At 62.9% G+C, this 18,143-nt stretch carries 16 protein-coding genes and 1 pseudogene; 9 read left to right on the top strand and 8 right to left on the bottom strand.

Annotated features, from left to right (window positions below; translation table 11 throughout):
- Nucleotides 1-74 precede the first annotated feature (74 nt).
- Nucleotides 75-983 (bottom strand): 50S ribosomal protein L3 N(5)-glutamine methyltransferase, encoded by a 909-nt coding sequence (prmB, locus tag NR164_RS23200; protein ID WP_017845843.1) that lies wholly within the window; start codon nucleotides 981-983, stop codon nucleotides 75-77.
- A gap of 240 nt (nucleotides 984-1,223) precedes the next feature.
- Here prmB and NR164_RS23195 point away from each other — a divergent pair, with 240 nt between their 5' ends.
- The 5 genes from NR164_RS23195 to NR164_RS23175 all read left to right on the top strand — a co-directional run bounded on the left by NR164_RS23195 (nucleotide 1,224) and on the right by NR164_RS23175 (nucleotide 4,004).
- Nucleotides 1,224-1,814, top strand: coding sequence for a cysteine hydrolase family protein (locus tag NR164_RS23195; RefSeq protein WP_026139885.1), 591 nt, complete (start codon nucleotides 1,224-1,226; stop codon nucleotides 1,812-1,814).
- Nucleotides 1,815-1,954: 140 nt separating this feature from the next.
- The gene (locus NR164_RS23190; protein WP_046382569.1) at nucleotides 1,955-2,275 is read left to right on the top strand and encodes a hypothetical protein; all 321 of its coding nucleotides are present in this window, start codon (nucleotides 1,955-1,957) and stop codon (nucleotides 2,273-2,275) included.
- Nucleotides 2,276-2,350: 75 nt separating this feature from the next.
- Nucleotides 2,351-2,908, top strand: a complete 558-nt coding sequence (locus tag NR164_RS23185) for a Smr/MutS family protein (protein WP_017845840.1) — start codon at nucleotides 2,351-2,353, stop codon at nucleotides 2,906-2,908.
- A 78-nt stretch (nucleotides 2,909-2,986) separates the two neighbouring features.
- On the top strand, nucleotides 2,987-3,532 hold the full coding sequence (gene folE / locus NR164_RS23180) for a GTP cyclohydrolase I FolE (RefSeq protein ID WP_017845839.1): 546 nt from the start codon (nucleotides 2,987-2,989) through the stop codon (nucleotides 3,530-3,532).
- Between the two features lie 100 nt (nucleotides 3,533-3,632).
- The gene (locus tag NR164_RS23175) at nucleotides 3,633-4,004 is read left to right on the top strand and encodes a glutathione S-transferase N-terminal domain-containing protein (RefSeq protein ID WP_017845838.1); all 372 of its coding nucleotides are present in this window, start codon (nucleotides 3,633-3,635) and stop codon (nucleotides 4,002-4,004) included.
- Nucleotides 4,005-4,020: 16 nt separating this feature from the next.
- Here the strand turns inward: NR164_RS23175 and NR164_RS23170 are convergent.
- The 4 genes and pseudogenes from NR164_RS23170 to NR164_RS23155 all read right to left on the bottom strand — a co-directional run.
- Nucleotides 4,021-4,146: pseudogene (locus NR164_RS23170) on the bottom strand (outer membrane lipoprotein carrier protein LolA); the annotation flags it as partial.
- Nucleotides 4,116-4,433, bottom strand: coding sequence for a hypothetical protein (locus NR164_RS23165; protein ID WP_046382567.1), 318 nt, complete (start codon nucleotides 4,431-4,433; stop codon nucleotides 4,116-4,118). The gene NR164_RS23165 and the pseudogene NR164_RS23170, both read right to left, overlap by 31 nt.
- Nucleotides 4,430-5,755: an acyclic terpene utilization AtuA family protein gene (locus tag NR164_RS23160; RefSeq protein ID WP_256823313.1), complete on the bottom strand. Its 1,326-nt coding sequence runs from the start codon at nucleotides 5,753-5,755 to the stop codon at nucleotides 4,430-4,432. The genes NR164_RS23165 and NR164_RS23160 overlap by 4 nt, the downstream gene beginning before the upstream one ends.
- 1 nt (nucleotide 5,756) lies before the next feature.
- Complete coding sequence (locus NR164_RS23155) at nucleotides 5,757-7,049, bottom strand: CitMHS family transporter (RefSeq protein WP_256823312.1); 1,293 nt, start codon at nucleotides 7,047-7,049, stop codon at nucleotides 5,757-5,759.
- Nucleotides 7,050-7,160: 111 nt separating this feature from the next.
- Between NR164_RS23155 and NR164_RS23150 the strand changes: the two genes are divergently transcribed.
- Nucleotides 7,161-8,057: a LysR family transcriptional regulator gene (locus NR164_RS23150; protein ID WP_256823311.1), complete on the top strand. Its 897-nt coding sequence runs from the start codon at nucleotides 7,161-7,163 to the stop codon at nucleotides 8,055-8,057.
- Between the two features lie 42 nt (nucleotides 8,058-8,099).
- On the opposite strand, the gene NR164_RS23145 is transcribed toward NR164_RS23150, so the two are convergent.
- Together NR164_RS23145 and NR164_RS23140 are read right to left on the bottom strand one after the other, a co-directional pair.
- Nucleotides 8,100-8,702, bottom strand: coding sequence for a glutathione S-transferase family protein (locus NR164_RS23145; RefSeq protein WP_017845833.1), 603 nt, complete (start codon nucleotides 8,700-8,702; stop codon nucleotides 8,100-8,102).
- A gap of 10 nt (nucleotides 8,703-8,712) precedes the next feature.
- Nucleotides 8,713-9,879, bottom strand: a complete 1,167-nt coding sequence (locus NR164_RS23140) for a PLP-dependent aminotransferase family protein (protein WP_017845832.1) — start codon at nucleotides 9,877-9,879, stop codon at nucleotides 8,713-8,715.
- Between the two features lie 81 nt (nucleotides 9,880-9,960).
- Between NR164_RS23140 and NR164_RS23135 the strand changes: the two genes are divergently transcribed.
- The 3 genes from NR164_RS23135 to NR164_RS23125 all read left to right on the top strand — a co-directional run bounded on the left by NR164_RS23135 (nucleotide 9,961) and on the right by NR164_RS23125 (nucleotide 12,631).
- On the top strand, nucleotides 9,961-10,395 hold the full coding sequence (locus tag NR164_RS23135; RefSeq protein ID WP_079444424.1) for a MarR family winged helix-turn-helix transcriptional regulator: 435 nt from the start codon (nucleotides 9,961-9,963) through the stop codon (nucleotides 10,393-10,395).
- A 196-nt stretch (nucleotides 10,396-10,591) separates the two neighbouring features.
- Entirely contained in the window at nucleotides 10,592-11,923 is a 1,332-nt protein-coding gene (locus NR164_RS23130; protein ID WP_164887040.1) for an NCS2 family permease, read from the top strand.
- 66 nt (nucleotides 11,924-11,989) lie between these two features.
- Nucleotides 11,990-12,631 carry a LysE family translocator gene (locus NR164_RS23125; RefSeq protein WP_057003890.1) on the top strand — a complete coding sequence of 214 codons (642 nt, stop codon included), beginning with the start codon at nucleotides 11,990-11,992 and terminating at the stop codon, nucleotides 12,629-12,631.
- Here the strand turns inward: NR164_RS23125 and NR164_RS23120 are convergent.
- Nucleotides 12,612-17,876, bottom strand: coding sequence for a dermonecrotic toxin domain-containing protein (locus tag NR164_RS23120; protein ID WP_256823310.1), 5,265 nt, complete (start codon nucleotides 17,874-17,876; stop codon nucleotides 12,612-12,614). The genes NR164_RS23125 and NR164_RS23120 overlap by 20 nt on opposite strands.
- Between the last annotated feature and the right edge of the window lie 267 nt (nucleotides 17,877-18,143).

Below are 18,143 nucleotides of genomic sequence, written 5' to 3'. Positions count from 1 at the left end.
CTCCGGTTTCAAACGTAAAGGATGTCTCCGGTCTGTACCGGGGCAAGCCCCCTCCCACACGTCAGAGCGGTCGATTAAACCCGGGCGGCGAATACCGCCTGATGGTTGCGGCACTGCTCGGCCGTGAGCATGAACACACCGTGCCCGCCGCGCTGGAACTCCAGCCAGGCGAAGTCGACTTCCGGGTACAGCGCCTCGACATGCACCTGGCTGTTACCCACTTCGACGATCAACAAGCCCTTCTCGGTCAGGTGGTCCGCCGCTTCGGCGAGCATCCGCCGGACCAGGTTCAAGCCATCGTCGCCGCAGGCCAGGCCCAGTTCCGGTTCGTGCTGGTACTCGTCCGGCATGTCGGCGAAGTCTTCGGCGTCCACATACGGCGGGTTCGACACGATCAAGTCGAAGCGCTGGCCCGGCAGCCCGTCAAAACCGTCGCCCTGTACGGTATACACACGCTCGTCGACGCCATGGCGCTCGATGTTCTGATTGGCCACTTCCAACGCTTCGAACGACACGTCACCCAACACCACTTCGGCGTCCTGGAACTCGTAGGCACAGGCGATGCCGATGCAACCGGAGCCGGTACACAGGTCGAGAATGCGTGCCGGCGGCTGGGCCAGCCAGGGTTCGAAGCGGTTTTCGATAAGTTCGCTGATCGGTGAACGCGGGATCAGCACGCGCTCGTCGACGATAAACGACATGCCACAGAACCAGGCTTCGCCAATCAAGTAGGCTGTCGGCACCCGCTCATGAATGCGACGGTGCAGCAGCCGTTGCAAGTGGGAAACTTCCTCTTCTTCCAGGTTGCAATCCAGGTAGCTGTCGGCAATTTCCCAGGGCAGATGCAAGGCACCGAGCACCAATTGCCGGGCGTCGTCCCAGGCGTTGTCGGTACCGTGCCCGAAAAACAGCTCTTCCCCATGGAAACGGCTGACAGCCCAACGGATATGGTCGCGCAAGGTGCGCAGGCGGGAAGTGATCACGGGGGCAGACTCCTGGAAAAAACGACTGGCGATTCTAACAGCCTTCGTCTGTAGCGACGACGTGCGAAGAGCCTCAACCGTATGTCGGATTTCATCCAATTTGCCATCATTGCGTCAAACAACCGCACCGCTTGACACGGCTGCACGCCAGCAACGGCGTAGCTTACGATGGAAGCGATTCACAGAACCGCTCAGCCAGTGGACAATGGCGCAAAAGCCCCCCTCACAGGAGCCCCCAGAATGTCCGTTCCAAAGACGATGTTTCAAATCAGCGGTCGAGGTTATGCAGCGGCCAATCTCAGCCATGCGACCCTCGTGATCATCGACGCCCAGAAGGAGTACCTCAGCGGTCCACTCGCCCTCGCGGGCATGGATGCGGCGGTGGGCAATATCAAGCAACTGGTCGCTGCGGCGCGCAACGCCGGTCGCCCGATCGTGCATGTGCGCCACCTGGGCACCGTCGGCGGCCTGTTTGACCCACAAGGCGAGCGCGGCGAATTCATTCCCGGCCTGGAGCCAATGGGCAACGAAACCATCATCGGTAAACTGCTGCCCAGCGCGTTCCACGGCACCGGCCTGGAAAAACACCTGCAGGACCTCGGTTCCCTGGACCTGATCGTCTGCGGCTTCATGAGCCACTCCAGCGTCAGCACCACCGTGCGCGCCGCCAAGAACCTGGGCTTTCGCTGCACCCTGGTGGAAGACGCCTGCGCCACCCGCGACCTGCCTTACAAGGGCGGCGTCCTGAGTGCCGAGCATGTGCAACAAACCGAAATGGCCATCATGGCCGACAACTTCGCCACCCTCGCCTTGACCAAAGACCTGATCTGATTGCCCCGAAATGAGCGGTGCGGCCGATTCGAGGCCCCGCTCATCTGCAAATGCCTGTCATTTGCTGCAATTACCTCTGGCGCCGGAACAACCTGTGTATCTTCCGGTCGAAGGGCCGATACCCTGGAGGAAAGGTCGGAATGAAGATATCCGATGGTTTTGATGCTCGTCGCTTGCGCCCCAAGGGCCCGAGCAACTGGCGTCTGCGCCTGGTAGCCGGCATTGCCGCGCTGCTGGCGATCATAGGTGTGCTGCTGGCGGTCGCCGGTGGCGCGGGCTTGTCGGGGCATTCCCCGGCGCTGGGCGAACTGAATGCCAGCCCCGGTGGCTCGGCGATGCTGTTGGTGGGCGGCCTGCTGGTGCTGTGGTTCGGCGTGTGGTTATGGCGCCGCAGCCGGCGGCGGATGCGCCAGCCGTTGTCGCTGAACATCGCCTCGCACCTGATGAAAAAGCACGACTGATGGCGCTTGGATAGCGTTTCCTGCGCCCCGGCCGCCGCGATTTAGGTAAACTGCCCGCCCCTCGCGGAGGCTGACATGCAAGACGACGATTTTTCCCTGTTCAAAAACGAGCTGCGCGGCGTCAAGCCGATCAAGCACGACCGCGCCGACACCGGCAAACCCAAGAGTGACCGAGCGCAGATCGCCAAGCTGCGCCAGGCCGCGACTGTACGCACTGACGCCACCACCGTGGACGGTCTGTCGGACCAGTTCGTGATTGACGTCGGCCCCGAAGACGAGCTGATGTGGGCCCGCGACGGCGTGCAGGAAAGCCAGATACGCAAGCTCAAGACCGGCCAGATCCCCTTCGAAGGCAGCCTCGACCTGCACGGCATGAGCGTGGAAAAAGCCCGGGAAACCCTCTGGGCCTTCCTCGCCGAAGCCACCCGGTTTGAGATCCGCTGCGTGCGCGTCACCCACGGCAAGGCCGTGCGCCTGGACGGCAAGCGGCCGATGATCAAGAGCCACGTCAACACCTGGCTGCGCCAGCATGCCCAAGTACTCGGCTTTACCTCCTGCCAGCCCCGCCACGGTGGCGCCGGCGCGGTGTATGTGATGCTCAAGCGCACCATGCTGGAAGGGCGCGACGAGTAACCCGTGCCATCGTCAGGCTTGCAGCGATGGGTCGGCCACCGTACCCTTGCGCTTTGCGAAAATCCCACAGGTAGTTTCATGTCCCTGGAACAGAATTACACCGCGATCCTCGGCCAACTCGGCGAGGACGTTACCCGCGAGGGCCTGCTCGACACGCCAAAGCGTGCCGCCAAGGCGATGCAGTACCTTTGCCGCGGCTATGAACAGACACTGGAAGAAGTCACCAACGGTGCCTTGTTCAGCTCCGACAACAGCGAAATGGTGCTGGTCAAGGACATCGAGTTGTACTCGTTGTGCGAACACCACCTGCTGCCGTTTATCGGCAAGGCCCACGTCGCGTATATCCCGAGCGGCAAAGTGCTGGGCCTGTCGAAGGTCGCGCGGATTGTCGACATGTATGCGCGCCGCCTGCAGATCCAGGAAAACCTCAGCCGCCAGATCGCCGATGCCGTGATGCAAGTGACCGGCGCCCTGGGCGTGGCCGTGGTGATCGAAGCCAAGCACATGTGCATGATGATGCGCGGTGTGGAGAAACAGAATTCGTCGATGATCACCTCGGTGATGCTGGGTGAGTTCCGCGAAAACGCGGCGACCCGCAGCGAATTCCTCAGCCTGATCAAATAACCGGTCGGGTAGGAAAAAGCCGGCGTTCATCGCCGGTTTTTTTTCGCCCCCACAAATCAAGTAAGATGCGGCCCTCTGTTCTGGGCAAGAGGTTTCAGCCATGTTCGTCAAAGCACTTCGAGTGGGCCTCGGCCACGTCATCATCGCGGGCGACTACATTACCCGTCCACGCAAAAAGCAGCGCCCCGCCGAGCAGCAAGCGCAGGTCAACGCGGCCGCCAAGGAGCTGACCCTGTATCAGTTCCACGCCTGCCCGTTCTGCGTGAAGACCCGTCGCACCCTGCATCGCCTGAATGTGCCGGTAGCGTTGAAGGACGCGAAGAACAACGAACAGGATCGCCAGACCCTGCTGGAGCAAGGTGGCAAGATCAAAGTGCCGTGTCTGCGCATCGAAGAGAATGGCCAGACCACCTGGATGTATGACTCCAAGGTGATCATCGATTACCTGGACAAGCGCTTCGCCGCCGCCTGACAAACGCCCTCTCCTCTGTAGGAGCGAGCTTGCTCGCGAAAAACCTGAGGACGCCGCTGGGTGTCAGGTTCCCCTCGTTATCGTTGACGATTTTCGCGAGCTGGCTCGCGCCTACAGAGGGGGGATTTCCATGTCCAGTAATGCGGAGCCCAGGCACTTGCCATGGGCGTCCAGCGCCAGCGAACGGGTCACGCCGCCGCGCAAGATCCCCGGCAACACGAAGTTCAGCGCCTGCACGTTGGGCAATTCATAGCGTCGCACCGGCGCCGCACCCGGCTCCAACAGCCCGGCGAAGAACGCCGTCACGCGCGCGGCAGTGAGCTGTTCGCAGAGCAGCGGATAATCCTCAGGGCGATAGGCAATGATCGAAATGTTCGAGGTGTCGCCCTTATCCCCGGTGCGGGAATGGGCCAGGGTATGCAGCTTCATGCTTCGATCCTCGGGTTGACGGCGTCACGCGGCAACAACAACGAGGCCACCGCCACCACCTGGCGCACGCTCTTGCTGGCACCGCCGCCGCCGGACGGGCCGTTGGTGTAGAGGGTTTCCACTTCATTGCCGACCCGCACCGCTTCGCGGCGTTCCTCACAGCGCGCAGCGACGCGCAGGCGCACTTCCCACGGCTCGACGCGGCTGCGCGGGCCGTGCAGCGAGTCCATACCGATCAACTCGGCGCGCACGTCCTGCATCTTCACCCCCATCAGTTCCAGGCGCTTGAGCACCACCTCTCGCGCCAGTTCGGCGCGTGCGACGGCTCCCGGCCCGCCGTAGGACATCTGCCCCTCGCCGATCCAACCGTCCAGGTAACCCACGCTGACTTTCAACCGTTCCGGCCGCGCCCGCCCCGCAGCACCCTGGGCGCGTACCCGGTCGACGCTTTCCTCGACAAAGCTCACCTGGGAAAAGTCGGCCGTCACGTCCGGCGTCAGATAGGCCGCCGGGTCGTGTACTTCGTAGATCAATTGTTCAGTACACGTAGCGCGGCTGACGCGCCCGCCGGACCCGCTCACTTTGGTGATCACGGCGTTGCCCTCGGCATCAATCTCGGCCAGCGGGAAGCCCAGGCGCGCCAGGTCGTCTACGTCCTTGAACCCGGGATCGGCGAAATAGCCGCCGCTGACCTGCCCCGCGCATTCGAGCAAATGCCCGACCAGCGTGCCACGCCCCAGGCGCAACCAATCGTCAGTCGCCCAGCCGAACGCAAACATCTGCGGCGCCAGAAATAGCGACGGGTCGGCCACGCGCCCGGTGATCACTACATCAGCCTCGGCGCGCAACGCCTGCAGAATGCCGTCGACGCCCAGGTAGGCGTTCGCGGAAATCAGCCGCGCACCCAGCGAGCCAAGGGTCTGGCCGTTATCCAACACCTGCTCGGGGCGCAACACGTCGAGCACATCATCGCCCACCACCGCCACGACTTTGAGGCTCAGGCCCAGCTCATTGGCAATGCGCCGCACTTCAACGGCCGCCGACACCGGGTTGGCCGCGCCCATATTGGTGATCACGCGCAAGCGCCGGCGACCTGCCTGCTCACCGACAAAGGGCAGCACCCGGCGCATGCGCTCACTCAGCAACGGGTCATACCCGCCCTGCGGATCGCTGATGCGTGCCTGTTGCGCCAAGGCGATGGTGCGTTCGGCCAGGCATTCGAAGACCAGGTAATCGAGGTCGCCCTGTTCGGCCAGTTCCACGGCAGGTTCGATGCGGTCGCCGGAATAGCCGGCGCCGGAACCGATGCGCAAGGTTTTCATCTCAAAATACTCCCAGGAGCAACGCGGTCAGGGTCATCAACACCGACGCGACGAACAGAAACGGAATAGTGAAGCGCTGGTGATCGGCCAGCTCGATCTTGCACAGCCCCACCAACAGGAAGGTCGCGGGGGTCAGCGGACTGACCGGGAAACCGGTGGTGTGTACGCCCAGCAGCGAGGCCTGGGCCACTTGCAGCGGGTCGACGCCCAGGGCCTTGCCGACTTCGGCGATCACCGGCATCACGCCGAAATAGTAGGAATCAGGGTCGAACAACATGCTCAGCGGCATGGAAATAAAGCCCACCACTGCCGGGATCAACTTGCCGTGGCCGGCCGGAATCTGCGCCACCGCCACTTCGGCAATCGCCTTGAGCATGCCGGTGCCTTGCATGATGCCGGTGAACACGCCGGCGGCGAGCAGGATACTGGCCATGGTCAGGGCGGTCTTGGCATGGGCGTCGATGCGTGCGCGCTGGGCGTCGACATTTGGGTAGTTGATGCACAGCGCGACCACGGTGCCGAGCATGAACATCACCACCGGGTCGACCCAGCCGGCGATCATCACCACCATCACCAGTACGGTGAGCATCAGGTTGACCCAGAACAGCCGCGGGCGTCGCAGCTTGATGTCGTCGTCGCTGAGCACCCGTTGCGGCACGGCATCCACCGTCGAACCGGCGCCCAGGCCAAGGCGTTTTTCTTCACGATGGCCGAGCCACCAGGCGCAGGCGAAGACAAAGATCAGGCCGACGATCTGCACCGGGATCAGCGGCTGGAACAGATCCGCCACCGGCACATGCAACGCCGCCGACGAGCGCAGCACCGGGCCGGTCCACGGCAGGAAGTTGACCCCGGCAGCCATCGCGCAGACGCAGGCGAGGATGCGTTTGTCGATGCCCAGCCGCGTATACAGCGGCAGCATCGCCGGCACCGTCACCAGAAATGTCACCGCGCCGGAACCGTCCAGGTGGACCAGCAAGGCGAGGGTCGCGGTGCCAACGACAATTCGTGTAGGACGCGTCCCTACCGTGCGCAGGATGCGATCAATGATCGGGTCAAGCATGCCGGCATCGGTCATGATCCCGAAAAACAGAATCGCGAACACAAACATGCCCACCACCGGGGCAACGTTCTTGATCCCGGTAATGATGAAGGCACTGGTTTGCAGGCCGAACCCGCCGAGCAGCGCAGCGATGATCGGCAAGGCGATCAGCGCCACCAGGGGCGAGAGGCGTTTGCTCATGACGGCAGCGAGCAAGCAAAGGATGGTAATGACACCCAGGGTAGCGAGCATGGGTTACTCCAGAGCGGCCTTGGTGGCCGGTTATTGTTTTCCCTGGAGTATTGGAAACGCGTTAGTCTTTGTAAATTGGAATATTCACCAGCTAGTGTTCGGAAAAACAAAATGAAGAACTCTATCCAACACATCCAAGCCTTCCTCGCTGTCGCGCGTACCGGCAGCTTTACCAAGGCAGCCAACGAACTGCATCTGTCGCCGTCCGCGCTCACCGTGCAGGTTCAGCAACTCGAGGACTGGCTCGGCGTCGCCCTGCTCGACCGCAGCCCGCGGCATGTCAGCATCACGGCCGCCGGCCAGGAAGCGCGCGGGCCGATGGAAAAGCTGCTGCTGGACCTGGACAACATCGTCACCGGCTCCCGCGACCTCGCGGCGTTACGTCGTGGCGTGGTGACCATCGCCGCCCTGCCCTCGGTGTGCGCCGGCGCCCTGCCGCCCGCGCTGCGCCTGTTTCGCGAACGCTTCGGCGGGATCGAAGTGCGCCTGCATGACCTGGTGGCCCATCGCATTCATGCCCAGGTGCGCTCGGGCAAGGTGGACTTCGGCATCGGCGTGCGCGCACGGCTGAACCACGGGCTGGCGTTCGTGCCGGTATTGAATGATCGGCTGTGCGCGTTCGTACCGCTGGATCATCCCCTCGCCCGCTATCCGGCGCTGACCCTGAGGCAACTGGCGGATCAGCCGATCATCCTGACCGGGCGCGACAGCAGTGTGCGCGAACACGTCGAAGCGCTATTTGATGAGACGCGCCTGACGATGAACGCGGGCATGGAGGCCAACTACATGTCGACGGTATTGGCGCTGGTGCGTCAGGGCTTGGGGATCAGTGTGCTGCCGGAGTCGGCGGCGGACAGCCTGGAGGGATTGAAGCGCATCAGCATCGATCATCCCGGCGTGAACCGCGAGATCGGGCTGATCAGTCGCAGCGCGATGGCGCTGAGCCCGGCGGCGCAGCGCTGTTTCGACTTGCTGCATGACAAATTATCCGACACACCACTGAGCTAAATGTGGGAGGGGCTTGCCCCCTCCCACAATTGACCGAGTGAGTCAGTCGAGCATCGCCACGTGTCTGGGATGGCTGGCCACACGCTTCAGCCATGCCTGCAGCGCCGGGTAAGGCGTCAAGTCAAAACCGCCCTCATGTGCCACATGGGTGTAGGCATACAGCGCAATATCCGCAATCGAATACTGCTCGCCCACCAGGTACGGCGTGCTTTGCAGTTGGCGCTCCATGACCTTCAACGCCTTGTAACCGCCCTTGTGGGTGGTTTTGTATTCGTCGAGGCGATCCTCTGGCATCCCCAAGTACAGTTGGATAAAGCGCGCCACCGCAATGTACGGCTCATGGCTGTACTGCTCGAAGAACTGCCACTGCAACACTTGGGTACGCAAGCGCGGTTCGGTCGGCAGAAACTCGCTGCCATCGGCGAGGAAATTGAGGATCGCATTGGATTCCCACAGGCAGGTGCCGTCTTCGAGCTCCAGCACCGGGATCTTGCCGTTGGGGTTCTTGGCCAGGAATTCGGCGGTCTGGGTGTCGCCCTTGAGGATGTCGACATCCACCCATTGATACGGGATGCCCAACAGGTTGAGCATCAATTTGACCTTGTAGCAGTTGCCCGACTTGTAATCGCCATAAACCTTGTACATGGGGCTCCCCTTATGCCGCTCGCGCGTGCTGTGCTTGACGGACCACTGCGGCCAGGCGCTTGAGACCTTCGTCCAGACGGGACGGGTCGATATGGCTGAAATTGAGCCGCAGTGAGCCAAGGTGCTGGTCCGGCTCGGAAAAGAACGGTTCACCGGGCATGAACGCGACGTTCTGATCGAGCGCGGGAGCCAACAAGGTGCGGGTGTCGAGCGGCTGTTTCAAGGTCAACCAGAAGAATAATCCGCCCTGGGGCACTTGCCAGTCGGCCAATTCGCCGAAATGCCGCTCGAGTGCCGCCTGAAAAGCATCCCGGCGCGCGCGATAGAAACCGCGCAGCTCGACCAGATGCTGTTGATATTTCTCGCTGCCGAGCCACTGCATCGCCTGCCACTGGCCGACGCGGTTGGTGTGCAGGTCGGCCGACTGCTTGAGCTTGAGCAAGTGCGGGAACAGGTCGGGGCTGGCGATCAGGTAACCGACGCGCAGGCCGGGCAACAAGGTTTTCGACACGGTGCCGGTGTAGATCCAACTGGCCTTTTTCAGGCGGCCGGCGATGGGCTGCGCACTGCCGCCGTCGAAGGTCAGTTCGCGGTACGGTTCGTCTTCGATCAGGGTCACGTCGAACTCATCGAGCAGCGCCGCGACGGCTTCGCGCTTGGCCTCGCTGTAACGCACGGCCGACGGGTTCTGGAACGTCGGGATCAGGTAGATGAACGCTGGGCGGTAGCGTTCGAGACGTGAGCGCAACGCGGCGAGGTCCGGGCCGTCGGCTTCCAGTTGTACGGTGAGGCACTCGGCGCCGAACAGTTGGAAAATCTGCAAGGCCGCCAGGTAGGTCGGGCCTTCCAGGAGGATGTTCGTGCCCTTGTCGATATACAGCTTGGCCGCCAGGTCCAGGGTCTGCTGGGAACCGCTGACCACCAGCACCTGGCTGGCCTGGCACGGCACACCCAATGCACGCGCCTCGGCGGCGAGCAATTCACGCAGCTGCGGCTCGCCTTCGCTCATGCCGTATTGGCCGATGTTCACCGGCATGTCGTCCCAGTTCAACGCGGGCAACATCGCTTCGGCCGGCAGCCCACCGGCGAACGACATCATTTCCGGGCGCTGGGCCGCCGCGAGGATTTCACGGATCAAGGAGCTTTTGAGGCGCGTAACACGTTCTGAGAAGGCCATAGGGTCACCGGTAGCAAAGCCTGTGGAAAATACGTCAAACTGGTTGACCGAAATTACGACGACTTGTGTGGATACGTCAATATGCTTGACCTTAAAAACCAGACCAGCCAGCAAACCGCCATGGAAGCGTTCTTCTTCGGCTACCAGGCGTTCACCGCCAAGGCCGACGAAATGCTGGAGCGCCGGGGCCTGAGCCGGGTGCATCAGCGCATCGTATTTTTTATCGCGCGCTACCCCGGCCTGAGCGTGAAGGAACTGCTGGAATTGCTCGGCGTGAGCAAGCAGGCGCTGAACATGCCGCTGCGCCAATTACAGGAAATGCACCTGGTGCAGAGCATCGCGTCGGAGACCGACAAGCGCAAACGCCTGCTGGAATTGAGCGCCGAAGGCCTGCGTTTCGAGCAGTCCTTGCGCCGCGAACAGGTGAAGTTGTTGCAGCGCGCCTTCAATGAAGCGGGGGAAGCCGCGGTGAACGGCTGGCTGGCGGTCAATCAGGCGTTGAGTGCGGTGAATTAGCCTTTCATCCTTTTTTGCGCAGACAATCGAAAACATTATTTGCTTTTTTTGTATACAAAAGCATAATTCGCTTCGTGCGAGTTCCTGACCTATCAGTCAACAAACCCGCCAGTACCTCACAGCGCCTGCGCGCTGACCATAACAATAAAATGCTTGAGGAGTACTTGCTGTGGATAGCCGCAAATCCGAAGCCCCGCTGGACCTCGCCGCGCCGAACCTCTCCGCCGCCGACAGCGGCTGGCTCGAACGCCTGTTCAAACTGCGCGTGCATGGCACCACAGTGAAGACCGAGTTGATCGCCGGCCTCACGACGTTTATCACCATGGCCTACATCATCTTCGTCAACCCGAACATCATGGCCGATGCCGGTATCGATCACGGCGCCGCCTTTGTCGCCACGTGCATCGCTGCCGCGCTGGGGTGCCTGCTGATGGGCCTGTACGCCAACTGGCCGGTGGGTCTGGCGCCGGGCATGGGCTTGAACGCGTTCTTCACCTACACCGTGGTCGGGACCATGGGCTACACCTGGGAGACAGCCCTCGGCGCGGTGTTTATCTCCGGCGTGTTGTTCATGGTGCTGACGCTGTCGCGCATCCGCGAATGGCTGCTCAACAGCATTCCGGTGAGCCTGCGCCACGCGATGGGCGCCGGTGTCGGCTTGTTCCTCGGGGTGATCGGCCTGAAAACCGCCGGCATCATCGTCGACAGCCCGGCCACCCTGATCAAGCTCGGTTCGCTGCACGAGCCGGCACCGTTGCTGGCGGCCATCTGCTTTCTACTGATTGCCATCCTCAGCTACCACCGGGTGTTCGGCGCGATTCTCATCAGCATCATCGCCGTGACCCTCGCCGGCTGGGGCCTCGGGCTGGTGCACTACAACGGCATCCTCGCCACCCCGCCGAGCCTGGCACCGACCTGGTTAGCCATGGACGTGATGGGTGTATTCAATGTGAGCATGATCAGCGTGGTGTTCGCCTTTCTGTTTGTACACATGTTCGACACCGCCGGCACCCTGATGGGCGTCGCGCAACGGGCCGGGCTGGTCAACCCCGACGGCAAGATCCACAACCTGTCCCGTGCGTTGAAGGCCGACAGCGCCTCCAGCGTGTTCGGCGCCATGGTCGGCGTGCCGCCGGTGACCAGCTACGTGGAAAGTGCCGCCGGTGTCGCCGCCGGCGGCCGTACCGGGCTGACCGCCGTGACCGTGGGCGTGCTGTTTGTGGCGGCGATGTTTTTCGCGCCGCTGGCGGGCATGATTCCTGCGTATGCCACCGCCGGCGCGCTGATTTATGTGGCGATGCTGATGATGGCGAGCATGGCCCATATCAATTGGGACGACGCCACCGACAGCATTCCGGCGATCGTCACCGCGATCATGATGCCGCTGACCTTCTCGGTCGCCGACGGGATCGCCCTGGGCTTTATCACTTACGTGGCGCTCAAGGCCGGCAGCGGCAAGTACCGCGAAATTTCCGTCAGCCTGTGGGTGCTGTGCGCGATCTTTATCGCGAAATTCATCTTCCTCTAGGTCGGCAACCCCCGAAGAAACCGCCTCACCGTTGGGTGAGGCTTTTGCGTGAAAGGAGCACTGTGAATGAACCTGGAAACCTGGCTGCTGTTCAGCGGCGCCGCGCTGGTGGTGATCCTGATCCCCGGCCCCCTGTCGTTGCTGATGATCAGCAACAGCTTGAACTACGGCCTGCGCCGTTCGTACCCGGCGTTCCTCGGCGGCGTGTTCGCCTCGATCTGCCTGTTGAGTGCCTCGGCACTCGGCCTGGGTGCGCTGTTGCTCGCGTCGGAACAATTGTTCAGCGCCTTGAAGATAGTCGGCGCGCTCTACCTGTTTTACCTCGCCTGGCAGAGCTGGCAGCAATCGCGCCAACCGGCCCACGGCGCGGTGGTGCCCCTGGCCGTCGCCACGCCGCGTTTTCGCGCCTTGTTTGGCCGTGCGTTTGTGCTGGGCGCCAGCAACCCCAAGGACATCCTGTTCTTCGCCGCCTTCCTGCCGCAGTTCCTCAGCAGCCAGCAGCCGTTTCTGCCGCAACTGCTGGTGATGATCGCCACCTGGACCGTGCTCGACCTGTTGTGCAAGCTCGCCTACGGCCTTGGCGCCCACGGCGCGGCACGTTATCTGCGTAGCGGCAACGGCCAGAGCTGGTTCAACCGCACCAGTGCCGGGCTGTTCGGGGCGGCTGGCGCGGTCTCGCTGCTCAATGTCAGAGCGGGGTCACTTTGACAAAATACACGCTGGGGCGGACCGACCCCGTCGACTGCCACTGAATGCCGGCGGCGATCCGAACCAGACGGTTTTCCCGCAGCGCACTCTTGACCGCAGCCAACGCCAGCGAGGTCGGGTGTCTGATGATCGCGGCATTGAACCAATGGTCTGTCAGGCGGTTTTCCAACGGCACAGAGCCGCGCCCAAGCCAATGCAACGACACGTAGTACAGTTTGTTTGAACCGCAGCGCGAATGTGTCACGAGCAATTCATGGCTGGGCTTTTTGCCGCGCATGACCTGCAGTTCCTGCACGTCGAAGCCCTGCTGTTCGAGCACGCGCTTGACGGCTGCGCGCTGTGCAATCTCCCGCTGCGGCGCACGCGCGCGGCCGCCGGTGCGCAGGGTCGGGTCCAGGCCGGCGACGTTGAAGTCGACGCGAGTGAAGCCCGGTGCCTTGCCGTCGAAGCCGATATAGATCGATCGGCCGCTGCTTTCGGTGGGCCGCAGCATTCTCAGCAAATCATCGGTCTGGCCAAGCCGGTTGGCGGTGGGGGTCAACCAATTGTCCAGCGCTGCACGCACATTGAGCAGGTGGCTGGCCGTCGCCGAGCGAGAAGTATCGGCCAGTTCGACCAGCCGGGCGACGGCCATGCTGCGGCTATGGGTAGTAAGGTTCGGGAACGCCGTGGCGACAGACCGTTCCAACGGCGTGTCGAACAACGGCGCATGCAGCCGCCACTCGCCCGCCTGGGTGCGTGATACCGGGATGGGCTGTTCCTCCAGCGCAGTGTCTGTCCAACGCTCAAGGTCCGCCCGGGCCAGTGACACCAGCGGTTCATCCTTGGTAATGAATGCAAGGCCGCTCCAGGGCGCACTGTCCCCCGGCGCCAGTACCCGGTAATAACCCACCCCCGATGCCGTCGGGCGGTCGTACTGGGCGCCGATATAGATGACATCGTAGGGAAACCCCGGCGGGTCCATATGCACATGAAACGTGCCGAACGCCGAGGAGTCAGGCACTTGGCCCGTGGGCACGCGCGCACGCCAAGCGAACCACTCGGTGTTCGGCGCGGACGAGCGATAAATGCGGCTTTCCGTAGCGGCGCGCACCGTCGGTGGGCGCCAGTCCGGTGGCGGCGTCACGGGTGGACGCCATGGGTTGAGCACCCCGGAACTGGTGCCCGCGACCGGTTGCGGTGCATCCGCGCCGAGTAACCATTCCTTGGACTGGTGGATGTGCAAAATCAGTTCGTCCTGCCCCGGTGCCTGCGGGTTCTTCAGGCGAAACGCCGGTTCGTCTCCACGGCGGTAAAGGGGGTAAGTGTGGGTGTCGTCCGCCACAAAGAGCTCACCGTGTTTCACCTGCACGCCTGCCGTGTCCGGCCCTTTCAGCGCAACGGCGCCCTCAGGCACGCCGTTGATTTTGAAGCGATCCAAGGCCTTGAGCCGAGTCACGGGCGGCGTTGCCACGCGGGAAACCCCGGCATCCGTCGCCATCCGTAAACGATGTAGCCGCCCCAGCACGGCCCTCAGCGCCGGCCGCGCGACACCTGCGCCGACACGTCCGACTTTCCTGGGGCCGGGGACAAAGTTCAGCAACACGTCGATCACCATAAAGGCGCTCATGAAACCCACATCGACCGCGTCCCGGGGGTCGCCGAAACGGTGATAACGCCGTGACACCAGCAGCAGCTCATGGAAGTCATTGAACGTCCCGTACAACGGCGAAAAAAACCCCACCAGCGCCCGTGCGCGGGTATCGCCCTGCTCATTCAGGCGCTGGTTCCGATAGTGCTCCAACGCCTTGCCGGAATGACTGGCCGCTTGAGTGCGGCGTTGCAACTCCTGCACGCTGGCGTGGTAAAGCAATGCCTGGGCGTTGCAATGGGACACGGCCACAAGCGCGAGCCAGTCCTGCGGAGCACTGGCGATCTGTTCAAGGGTCTGGGCTTCGATCTCCTCGAGCACCACCGCAGGTTCCAGGTGCTTGATGCCGAATGAGCGCACGAAGTCGATCCCCCGCCAGATGCCCTTCATCATGAAAAACGCCGGTATGGCTTTCAGCGTTTTGGCGGCCTGGGCGCGCGCATCGACACCCTCCGGTGGCTGGGGGAGCGCCTCGAATGCCCAGCCCGGCGCGATCTGCCGCGCCAGTGTCTTGACGTTATCCGGTATCGCACCGATGCGGTTCAATGCAGCATGGGCCTGTTGCAAGCTGCCGTACTCGGTCAGGACCAGGGCCGGCGGCGCATCGGGCCAGTAAACCACGCACAGGTCGGTACGCGGGTCATGTACCGCGACGATCCCTGCGACATAGCGATCATGCTGCAGGGTGTGGCCGACCAGATGGACCACATACAGTTGCAGCGCGGGCTGACTGCTCGACAGGTCCTGCGGCGTGCGTGCCGCCATCGCCGTCTTGAACAGGCTTTGTGCCGTTGCCGTCAGCCCCCGTTGCACCGCATCGAACAGGTGATATGCAGCGCCCGCTTGCAAGGCGCGATTCAATAACCCAGGGATACGTCCGTTGCTGAGCACACGGTCGGTTTCACGACGGGGATAAAAAACCCGCTGGATCAGGGCATCGTAGCGGCCACCGATGTCCAGCGAAGACACCAGGTCGATCAAGTAAGCGGCATTGAGGCGCTGTTTCCATTCGGGTTGCAGATAACGCGCGTGATCGAATCGCCACTGCGTCCAGGGTGCCAGCGGGTCCAGGTTATGCAGCGCCAGTTGCAGCAGGCTGAAGGAGGTGCGCGTCGCGGTCGGGGTCAGCACGATGCGGCGATCGCCCACGGCGCAGCCACTGGTCCAGCCACAGAAAGCGCCGTGGACATCATCGGGCATCTCGATCAACGCTTGGTCGATATCCAACTGCGGAAAAAAACCGTCCTCGCGCAAACGGGCGATCAAGGTGCGCCGGGCAAAGGTGTTCAGATCAGGCAAGCATTGCTCCAACCGGCTTTTGAAGGCCAACGCGTTGCCCAGGTACAAGCGCAGCAAGCGCTTGAAGTGTTGACGCTGGGCCCGTGGTGCGTGCGCGAGCCAGGCGGGCAGCGTTTTCGCCTCAGACGCCGCCGTGCGCAGCAGCTCAATATTGGCCAGCGCCTGGCTCAGGGCATTATTGGGCGGGATCTTCAACTGCGCTTCCAGATCGACCATCAGCAGCGCGCGGCTCAGGTCGGCATCCGTCACTTCGCTGAACACCCGCGTGATGTCCTCGCTGCTGCGGTGTAAGCGGTCGTAGCTCCCCAGCAGTTTCTTGAGCGCAGCCAGCGCGGGCTTGCCGTTGATTTCAACGTAGCGCACGCCGAGTGTTTGCGCGGCGGCATGGGCGCGCAGGTCGGCGCGTTTATCGTGCTCGACGCAGCGCCACAACACCGAGTCATCTGGGCTGTTCAGGCTCGCCTTGAGGCTGCGGGTCAACGCGTCCAGCCCGGCAAACGCCTTGATCCCACCCTCCATGCCGAAAGCGTAAAGCACCACCGGCAGTTGGCGCGACGAGCGCTCTAGCGCCGCAGCCGTGGTCACCACCCACACGTTATGGAGCGGGTAGAAAGCGTCCGGCGCGCTGCCCACCGCGATCGACAGCACTTGGGCAAGACTGCCCGGGCGGCGGCTGGCCAACGGTTGGTCGACCACCTCGATCATCAGGTCGCGATGCGCCGTACTGATCAGCTTGAGGCGGTGTTGCAACTCCACCTCGCAACGCAGGGCCGCGGTTTGGGCCTGCATGAACAACGACACGCGCCTGGGCGTACCGGCTCCCCCCGGACGTTCAGCCCAAAAAGCCAACTCCAGCAGCCGTTGCCCGGCATCTTGCATCAACGTATTCAACGCTTGGATATGCACGTCAATTTGGCTCATCAGCGACGCAATGACCCGGTACGCCAGGGTATCCGCGCTGGGATCAGCCGGGACCAGCAGCGCGAGCAGCGCATCTTCGTAGCGTGCGACCTGACGCTGTGCCGTGTGCAGGGCCAGGCCGGAGGCCGTGCTGGCGAAGATGATTTCTGCGCCTCGGCGTTGCCGGTCCCACTTGAGTAATTGCGCGCCGATCACGCCAAGCCGAGCGCCGCCGACCCATTGCTGCCTCGCCCCTTCGACCGCAGCCAGAAACGGCGCGGCATCCGGCAGTCGAGGCCGCCCTTCGGAAAACACGTAGCCGTCATTCATCTTCGCCGCACACGCCAACTCGTTGCTCCATTGCCCACTCAGCAAGGCCTCGGCACCCAGCGCCAGCGCATCGGCCATCAGCGGCAGGCCGCGCATAAAGGCGCTCGTCGCAGACAAGGCAGCGGGGCGGTACACGTTATCGCGCCGACTTAACGGCAGGCACTGCCAGAGTGCGTGGAACCGCGACCGGTCCAGCGCCAGCAGGCCGTCCTGCAGGGCGGCGAAGGACGGGTACTCGTAGAAGTTGCGGCCCCCACCCGGCAGGTAAACCACGTGCGGCGCATCGCTGGGGTCGCCCTCGCGATACAGATGCAGTGCCCCTGGGATCGCGACCGCCGATGCCCCCGGCCATAGCAACTGGCCGACGCGCAGCGTAGCCCAAGCCCCGCCCGCACGTCGGCGCGCCTCGGCGCTGGGCGCATCGATCAGGGCCTGAACCATGGCGAATCCCGCACGCGATAGCTCGTCCAGTTGCCACGCCAAAAAGGCCCGGTCCGCAAACAGCTCCGTGTGCAACTCGACCCAGCGTTCCCGGCGTGTGAGCCAGGTGCCCTGCGCCAGGCAGTCCCAGTAGGCGCTCACCGCATGGGCGAGCCGCTCGAACAGCTGCAGCGCGACGACGCGGCGCAGGGCTTCCAGCGGCGTATACGGCAAGCGCCGCTCCGGCGCGTCTTTGACACTCAGGGCGGTGAATTGATTGACGTTGATCATCACCGTCGGCAGGACCAGCAACGCCAACGCCCGCTCGGTCAGGCTCTCGACTTTGCGCGGCGCGGCGGGCGGCTTGGGCTCGCTGAACAAGAGGTGGTCCGGTTCCATTTCGAAGGCTTTGCGCAGCTCGGCGCGGATGACCGTCAAGACTTTCGGCGAACGGCCTATCAGCCGCGCCAGTGCGCGTGTCGCGGCGACGCAACGCGCGTCGGCAAGCGCAATTCGATTGATCAGGCGACTGGGGTGCGTGTAGGCGTTGATCCGCTGTATCAGTTGCTCGCGAATCGCCTGCGTTTGTACTTGGGCGGCAAGGTCCGGGTCGTCGGCATTAACGGTGTCGGGTGAAGCACTCGCGTGGTCGGGGGACGAGGTCATGGGGTTTTCTTCTGCATGAGGAAAACACCCAGCCTAGGCAGCGCCGCAGGGCAAAAGGCGCTAGATAGTTGCATGCGCAAGCGGCATAAAATCTATGGTCACCCCCATTTTTGCAATACTGATTAACGGGTGGTCCAGACAAAGCGTCAGCCAAGAGAGTTCGAATTCCCTACGGTTATTGAAGTCACCGAGTTCCTCGCGATATGTCAGCGCTTGAACATCCCCTCCGATATTGCTCCCATCGCAGAACATTGCGCAGTGGTTATC

The organism is Pseudomonas sp. Pse79 (genome assembly GCF_024519615.1).
Taxonomy (GTDB): domain Bacteria; phylum Pseudomonadota; class Gammaproteobacteria; order Pseudomonadales; family Pseudomonadaceae; genus Aquipseudomonas; species Aquipseudomonas veronii.
Note: the sequence above shows the minus strand (reverse complement) of the source record. Positions and strands in the feature narration are given on the sequence as shown.

Coding starts and splice junctions, on each gene's coding strand:
- NR164_RS23155 (WP_256823312.1), bottom strand. CDS start 7,049: ATGCTCGCTACCCTGGGTGTCATTACCATCCTTTGCTTGCTCGCTGCC.
- NR164_RS23125 (WP_057003890.1), top strand. CDS start 11,990: ATGAACCTGGAAACCTGGCTGCTGTTCAGCGGCGCCGCGCTGGTGGTG.
- NR164_RS23185 (WP_017845840.1), top strand. CDS start 2,351: ATGCAAGACGACGATTTTTCCCTGTTCAAAAACGAGCTGCGCGGCGTC.
- folE (WP_017845839.1), top strand. CDS start 2,987: ATGTCCCTGGAACAGAATTACACCGCGATCCTCGGCCAACTCGGCGAG.
- NR164_RS23135 (WP_079444424.1), top strand. CDS start 9,961: ATGCTTGACCTTAAAAACCAGACCAGCCAGCAAACCGCCATGGAAGCG.
- NR164_RS23140 (WP_017845832.1), bottom strand. CDS start 9,879: ATGGCCTTCTCAGAACGTGTTACGCGCCTCAAAAGCTCCTTGATCCGT.
- NR164_RS23120 (WP_256823310.1), bottom strand. CDS start 17,876: ATGACCTCGTCCCCCGACCACGCGAGTGCTTCACCCGACACCGTTAAT.
- NR164_RS23165 (WP_046382567.1), bottom strand. CDS start 4,433: ATGAAGCTGCATACCCTGGCCCATTCCCGCACCGGGGATAAGGGCGAC.
- NR164_RS23150 (WP_256823311.1), top strand. CDS start 7,161: ATGAAGAACTCTATCCAACACATCCAAGCCTTCCTCGCTGTCGCGCGT.
- NR164_RS23190 (WP_046382569.1), top strand. CDS start 1,955: ATGAAGATATCCGATGGTTTTGATGCTCGTCGCTTGCGCCCCAAGGGC.
- NR164_RS23195 (WP_026139885.1), top strand. CDS start 1,224: ATGTCCGTTCCAAAGACGATGTTTCAAATCAGCGGTCGAGGTTATGCA.
- NR164_RS23160 (WP_256823313.1), bottom strand. CDS start 5,755: ATGAAAACCTTGCGCATCGGTTCCGGCGCCGGCTATTCCGGCGACCGC.
- NR164_RS23145 (WP_017845833.1), bottom strand. CDS start 8,702: ATGTACAAGGTTTATGGCGATTACAAGTCGGGCAACTGCTACAAGGTC.
- NR164_RS23175 (WP_017845838.1), top strand. CDS start 3,633: ATGTTCGTCAAAGCACTTCGAGTGGGCCTCGGCCACGTCATCATCGCG.